The organism is Sulfobacillus sp. hq2, assembly GCF_002903155.1.
Taxonomy (GTDB): domain Bacteria; phylum Bacillota; class Sulfobacillia; order Sulfobacillales; family Sulfobacillaceae; genus Sulfobacillus; species Sulfobacillus thermotolerans.
Window position 1 is genome coordinate 1 of record NZ_NWUL01000021.1, and the last position, 1,469, is coordinate 1,469.

Sequence of the window (1,469 nt, forward strand, 5' to 3'; positions counted from 1 at the left end):
GGCTCTCCCGCACTTTTGCTGAAAGATAGGCAGAATGGGAGCATGGTCCTTGCCGTGTGGTTCGAATGGTGCCGAATAGGTCGACGAGGATCTCGTCAGCCCCTCTCGGTGCGGCCCATGACGGTGGAAGTTCACGCGCTGCCGCCGTCTATCCCAGGGCAACGCCGAGTCCCCATGGATTGTTTAGCGTTGTCCTACGATTGGTTGTGTAAAATGCGCGCCCGTAACAGATCGAAATCGGCCCGACCAAACATGACGCGCTTGAGATACTTGATCTGGGTATTAAATCCCTCAGTCATTCCTTGGCTCCATGATTCTGTCAGACCCGCGTGCACCGCCGCCCAATCGGCCTCGAGCCCCTTGGCAAACCGCACGATCTCCGGAATGGCACTCGCCTTGGCTCCCCGAATCCAGGCCGCCAAGGCTTGTCCATGCCGATGGGTCACCATCGTGTGAAATTGATGGACTAAGGTCCAGACCTGGCGATAGACGGGCGAGGCAGCCATCAGGTGACTCAAGAGAGTGGTCGCACTGCGCGGCCACGCCGGGAAGGGCACCATAAACCAGGCGACCCACGTCCGCCGGGTTATCCGACGACGAGGCGGCGAAGCTGCCGTCTTATCTTGGGTGCGCCGCTGGCGCAGCCAGCGGGTCACGGTCGACGGGCTCACCGGATGACCGGCGTCATGTAAAGCGGCGGCCACCGCTTTCGCGGTTCGCGTGCCGTCAGCCCAAAGCCGTTCCAGGAGTGGAGTACACGTATCCAGCATATGAGGGGACGAAGCGCGGTCGGAGGTCACCGGGGCATCCTGTGCGTCGAGATATTTGCGGATCGTTTTGCGATCATAGCCGGTACAGCGTGCGATTTCGGCGACCCGGTAACCCGCGCTCGCGAGTGCGTGAATCTCGGCGTAGCGTTCCTGTTGGTGCATCACCCCCCGAGGGAGAGAGGTGGACGAGTCGCTGAGAGGGTTCGGCGCGGTGGGAGCCCGAATCGGCGGAGGAACGCGCGTGACGACGTCCTGGATCGCGTCGCTCAGATTCTCCAACAGGTGCCACCGATCCGCAATCTGCCGGGCGCCCGGCGCCCCGTCACGAATCGCTTTCCCATAGCCTTTCGCCCGGTCGCGGCTCACCACCGTGATGCCGGGATGGGCAATGAGCCATTGGGCTACAGTTTCTGGCTGGCGGTCGGGCAGCACATCGACGATATGATGCCGTTCGAGATCGACAATCACGGTGGCATACGTGTGCCCTTTCCTCAGCGCCCAGTCGTCAATGCCGACCACGCGGGGGGCCTCCCATACTGGATCCGGGGCGGTCCGTAAAACCCGAAGAATCGTGGTAGCGCTGACCTTGACACCGTCTTTCAACACTAATCGGGCTAAGGCTTCCGCGCTGAGGTGCCAGCCCCAGTCCTCTATCCGATCTGTCAGATCCATGGATCGCCGGCCGTAGGCCGGCACCCA

General features: G+C 62.0%; 1 protein-coding gene. It reads right to left on the reverse strand.

Features of this window, described 5'->3' with window-relative positions; genetic code table 11:
• Positions 1 to 194: 194 nt before the first annotated feature.
• Positions 195 to 1,469, reverse strand: a 1,275-nt coding sequence (locus tag CO251_RS03160; RefSeq protein WP_146038970.1) for an ISL3 family transposase, incomplete at its 5' end; no start/stop codon positions are given.